The 5,356-nt window shown below is 34.7% G+C and carries 6 protein-coding genes and 1 pseudogene; all 7 read right to left on the bottom strand.

What is annotated here, in order from left to right; genetic code table 11:
- Nucleotides 1-310, bottom strand: a 310-nt coding sequence (locus GGR08_RS07565) for a single-stranded DNA-binding protein (protein WP_183194705.1), incomplete at its 3' end; no start/stop codon positions are given.
- A gap of 777 nt (nt 311-1,087) precedes the next feature.
- Complete coding sequence (locus GGR08_RS08470; RefSeq protein ID WP_246350218.1) at nt 1,088-1,321, bottom strand: hypothetical protein; 234 nt, start codon at nt 1,319-1,321, stop codon at nt 1,088-1,090.
- A 358-nt stretch (nt 1,322-1,679) separates the two neighbouring features.
- On the bottom strand, nt 1,680-2,483 hold the full coding sequence (locus GGR08_RS07575) for an antA/AntB antirepressor family protein (RefSeq protein ID WP_183194706.1): 804 nt from the start codon (nt 2,481-2,483) through the stop codon (nt 1,680-1,682).
- A 379-nt stretch (nt 2,484-2,862) separates the two neighbouring features.
- A complete protein-coding gene (locus GGR08_RS07580; RefSeq protein ID WP_183194707.1) occupies nt 2,863-3,174 on the bottom strand; it encodes a hypothetical protein in 312 nt (103 codons plus the stop codon).
- 372 nt (nt 3,175-3,546) lie between these two features.
- On the bottom strand, nt 3,547-3,852 hold the full coding sequence (locus GGR08_RS07585) for a hypothetical protein (RefSeq protein ID WP_183194708.1): 306 nt from the start codon (nt 3,850-3,852) through the stop codon (nt 3,547-3,549).
- Between the two features lie 372 nt (nt 3,853-4,224).
- A complete protein-coding gene (locus GGR08_RS07590; protein WP_183194709.1) occupies nt 4,225-4,539 on the bottom strand; it encodes a hypothetical protein in 315 nt (104 codons plus the stop codon).
- 280 nt (nt 4,540-4,819) lie between these two features.
- A pseudogene (locus GGR08_RS07595) lies at nt 4,820-5,152 on the bottom strand (hypothetical protein); the annotation flags it as partial.
- Nucleotides 5,153-5,356 lie beyond the last annotated feature (204 nt).

Consider the following 5,356-nt stretch of genomic DNA (forward strand, 5'->3'; position numbering starts at 1 on the left):
ATACATAAAAGGATGGATTCTTAAGTGGATTCATATAAAATAATTCCATACAAGCTATTGACTTTGTTTCGTTTTTTGATATTATATCGAATATGCCTTTGATAAGATATTGAAGCGCTCTTTTTGCAAGATGTGGATTCAACACCACAATGGAATGCCATTCTGTTTTGTCTACTTTTTGATTGGTTGCCTTGTCTGTATAGCTCTCAGACGTTGCCATCCGGAAAGTGACCACTTCGGCGCCAGATGGCATTGTTTTGCTTTCTGGATTAGCACCTAAATGACCAATTAAAATCACTTTATTAAGCATTTGCTTTCTGCCCTTTAATGGAAAATGGTACTGAGAACAAAAAAACTCACAACTGATAACAGTATAACACATTATGGTGTATGTTTACAAACAAAATTTATTATAACCCACTGAATCTAAAGAATGAATCCAATTTTTATTTTATTTTATAGCTTGCATTTTGATACATATTGTGCAATAAAATCGATGTTCGTATACTTTCGAATAACAATATAACAGTCATGCATTGCAAAACAGAGGCCGTGTCAAGATAATTGGCACGGCTTTAATGCATTTAAATTGAATAGAAAAAACCAAACCCTAGCATAAAAGAAAACCCTGTTATGTAAACACATAACAAGGTTTTCATTACTTCATCAATTTCTCAAGTTATCATATAAAATGTAGCACATTATGTATAAAATTACAAGAGCTAATATACAAAAAAGCCGTGTCAAAATTAATTGGCACGGCTTTTGCGATATCTTTAAATAGGAATATCGTTTCAACTTAAGGAACGGTTCAAATGCAACGTCATTATGGCGCTGCAAATTAATGATAGCATGATGCATTTAAAGATGCAAATTGATAAAAACACACTTGCGTTTATACACAAAATATGTAAAAAATATTTTTGTTAATCCTATGCGGTTTTAAGTGTTTTCAATATAAAAGCCGTATGAATTCATTTTTGTACGGTTTTTTGTACAATGCTTGCGTTTTTACACGTTTTGTATGATAAAAGAGGCATTCTTTCAGTAAAGTAAAATTGTTAAAATCTATTCTAAAAAGCTGCGTTTATTGAGACACGGTTTTTTTATTTCTATGCGCCTCAGCCGCTTTAATCAATTCATCTACAGTCCTTACCCGATCTCCAAAAGACATTAAACCTGTAGAAATCTCTTTTCTTCCTGTAACCCATGCCCCCGAAAAAAGTTGCGTATCTCCAAAAATACGTGCCCTGCCACCAATAATTGCACTCCCATAAGCACGTACATTGCCATGAACCTTTGCAAACCCATTAACATGCACCTCATCACAAATTATTGCATTTTCAAAAACCTTCGCATGCCCCCAAACAGTAGCAGCATTATAAACCTTGGCATCATCGCCAACCCAGCAATTACCCTGCTGAGAAAGGTTGTATTCACTTTCAATAAAGCCCCCTAAATCTCCTTTTTTAACACCTCCAAAACTTCTTAAAGCTTTTGCGATAAAGTGTTATAACTTTACCACATATTAAATGATGTTTAATTTCTGTAGTTTCATCAGTAAGTTCATATTTTTTGGATACATTTTTAGTGGTCATAGGTAGCTCCCTAATCTAATATTGAATAAATTTTAATGAGATAGTTAAAGGAGGGGCCCCGCACCACCAATGCTTTTTTTATTATTGCATATTTCCGTAAATTTGCTCTCTTAAATATGCTAGTCCTTTAGACGTTATTTTAGTTGATGGTACTGTTTTTTCTGTACCATCGTTCTTTTGAATAGTAATGGCTGTACAATCCATTAATCCCTTTTGGATTTTATCTTGATAAGGCAATAATGGACCTCTTGGCACTCTTTTGTAAACCCAACCATATCTTCGTAAGTAATCTGATAAATCCTTAGGCCTTACTTCCAATATTTTTGCAGCATCTATGATACCAAACAAGCCATCAGAACGTTTTAAACCATCAAGAGCCATGGCTTTTGGTTTTAACTCTGCAATGATAGTGTCTTTTTGATCTATTTGACCTTGCAAGTAGTGTAAAAAGCCAATCATTGCCTGCGGGCTTGAGTAATCGATTTGCTGTGGTGTTGAAACTTGCTTTGCACGCCGCTCACACTCGATAAAATACTCTCTTGCTGCGTGTCCTTTATCATTACGCTCGATCATTGAAAGGTGTTTTGCCATGTCTAAGGTAAGGTGGTATTCTATACTTGGGCGACCACCTTGGGATTTCGGTAAAGTTTTACCGAAAGTTATAACACCTTGATTTTCTTGAAAGGTATTAGGCTTTACTAAATTTTTAGTAAACGTCACAAAGTCTACATTTTCACGAAACTTACACTCTTTAATGCGATTTTTTATCCAATTTCTAAATTCGGATTTTATCTCTAAAAACGCATGCAAATCACGTGCATTTACGGTTTGAACTAATTCACCATCGATTTGAGTTTGGTTTATGTTAATTAAATACTGTGACATGGTACTGTCTCCTGTGTAAATAACTTTTTTCTATTAACCCTCTAAAAGAATGTCGGGCGCTAGAAACACAGTACACAGTCTGTTGTTACGCTTTCCCCTCATAAGGGTATTGTATAGCGTAACCACACCCGACAATCCCCTCTTATATGCTATAAAGCATATCTGAGTCAAAACTTTACAATTTGCGGAGATGAAGATTACTTTATAAACCCATCCGCTATGTACTTTTAGTGTTTCTAGCACTTACTGATTCGTTTAACAGAGTGATTCGATTGTTGTCAATATGTATTTTACTATTTTTTAACTTTTTTCATTTCGATACTTATCTTATTGAATCTAAAGTTAAAAAGCAGGCGCCCCCGCCGCGCCCGTGTGTTATTTACGCAGCCTCATTTATGCTATGCACATTATCCAAAACAGGATTATAAACTTTCAAAAAACGCGATATCGTTTGAGTTGTTTCGGATTGACCAAACTCTGTAATGATTGCTAAGATTTTTGTAAAATTTGGAATTTCGTTTTGTAATTTTAAAAACAAAACGTTCTCAAGAGCAGCCATAAGTTCCACTAAAGAAACGTGATATTCATTTTCAGTATCAATATCAATATGATCACTATTTGCTTCTTTACATACTGCCATCCACAAATCACATAAGAAATCAGTGGTAATATTAATTTCGTTTTTTTCCATTTTAATTGCTTTCTTAACAAATAAAGTTTTTAATTAACAGCCCATAAGGGCGCCGGGTGCTAAAAACACGGTGTTAAGTCCGCCGCTATGCTTTTCCCTCGCGAAGGGTATTGTATGGCATAGCTACACCCGACATAATCATTATACGCTCTTAAAGCATAAAAGAAAGCCAGCATTTTAAGAAATGGGAGAAACCTTATCGTGGTTTACCCGCTCAACACAAGTGTTTTTAGCACTTACCAACCTTATTAAACGACCTTTTCCTTAAAGTCAATACGTATTTTTTTATTTTTTTCACTTTTTTCATTTTGATACTTATCTTATTGAATCTAAAGTTAAAAAGCAGGCGCCCCCGCCGCGCCCGCGCGTTATTTACGCTGCTTTATTTAGGCTATGCACATTATCCAAAATAGGATTATAAATTTTTAGCAATGAAACTATTGATTCAATTGGTTCAGATTGACCGAACTCTGTCATAATTGCTAAGATTTTTGTAAAATTTGGAATTTCGTTTTGTAATTTTAAAAACAAAACGTTCTCAAGAGCAGCCATAAGCTCTACTAAAGAAACGTGATATTCATTTTCAGTATCAATATCATCACTATTTGCTTCTTTACACACTGCCAGCCACAAATCACATAAGAAATCAGTGGTAATATTAATTTCGTTTTTTTCCATTTTAATTGCTTTCTATTGGTTAGAAATTTTTGATTGACAACCCATAAGGGCGCCGGGCGCTCAAAACACGGCCAATAGTCCGTCGCTATACTTTTCCCTCGCGAAGGGTATTGTATGGCATAGCTACACCCGACATAATCGTTATATGCCAATAACAGCACAAAAGAAAGTCAGTATTTCAAGAAATGGGAGAAACCTTATCGTGGTTTATCCGCTATTGGTCAGTGTTTTGAGCACTTGCTGACCTTATTAAACGACCTTTTCTTTAAAGTCAATACGTATTTTTTTATTTTTTAACTTTTTTCATTTTGATAATTATCTTATTGAATCTAAAGTTAAAAAGCAGGCGCCCCCGCCGCGCCCGTGTGTTATTTACGCAGCCTCATTTAGGCTATGCACATTATCCAAAATAGGATTATAAATTTTTAGCAATGAAACTATTGATTCAATTGGTTCAGATTGACCGAATTCTGTCATAATTGCTAAGATTTTTGTAAAATTTGGAATTTCGTTTTGTAATTTAAAAAACAAGACTTTCTCAAGAGCAGCCATAAGTTCCACTAAAGAAACGTGATATTCATTTTCAGTATCAATATCATCACTATTTGCTTCTTTACACACTGCCAGCCACAAATCACATAAGAAATCAGTGGTAATATTAATTTCGTTTTTTTCTTTAGAATTCATTTTAACACCTGTCGGTTTTGACGTTTTCAATTGACAACCCCATAAGGGCGCCGGGTGTTGAAAACACGGCCAACAGTCCGTCGTCACACTTTTCTCATAAAGAGTATTTTATGGTGCGACCACACCCGACATAACCATTATACGCTCTTAAAGCACAAAAGAAAGTCAGTATTTAAGAAATGGGAGAAACCTTTTCGTGGTTTAACCGCTGTTGGTTTAGTGTTTTCAGCACTTATCAAGTTTATTAAACGAACCTTTCATTAATGTCAATACGTATTTTTTATTTTTTTTCATTTTGATATCTACCTAATTGAATATCAAGTGCTTTTTCTAGTTCACTGTCTATATCATAAGCCTCTGAATAACATCTCTCACCATTATCTCTAATCTCACAAATCAAACGATCTTTCTTTGTACGTTTTTTGATTTTCGCATTTACCTCATCTATCAACGCTTCACAACTCAATACGCTTCTTGGCAATTCACCACCATATAGCCAAGCTCTCACTTGCGCCTTGGTACTGTAATCAACTTTGTTAGGTACATCATGATACTGACCACCATCGAATTCCTCATATTCTCTCATACCATCTTCGTATTCATAGAGATTGTACAAGGCATTGATTTATAATGATAATTCACTGTTTTGTATGTTGAATGAGAGTCTCGAATAACGTAAGATTCTCTCATTTCAAACCTGTTTATCTTGAATCAATCAAAATCACTCATTTGCACATCACAAGTGGGATGAGTGTGTGGATCAAATTTGTATAAGAAAGGAGTAAAAAATGGCTCTTATGAACCGTCTTAATGCAAG

It is taken from the genome of Bartonella fuyuanensis (assembly GCF_014197255.1).
Lineage (GTDB): Bacteria > Pseudomonadota > Alphaproteobacteria > Rhizobiales > Rhizobiaceae > Bartonella > Bartonella fuyuanensis.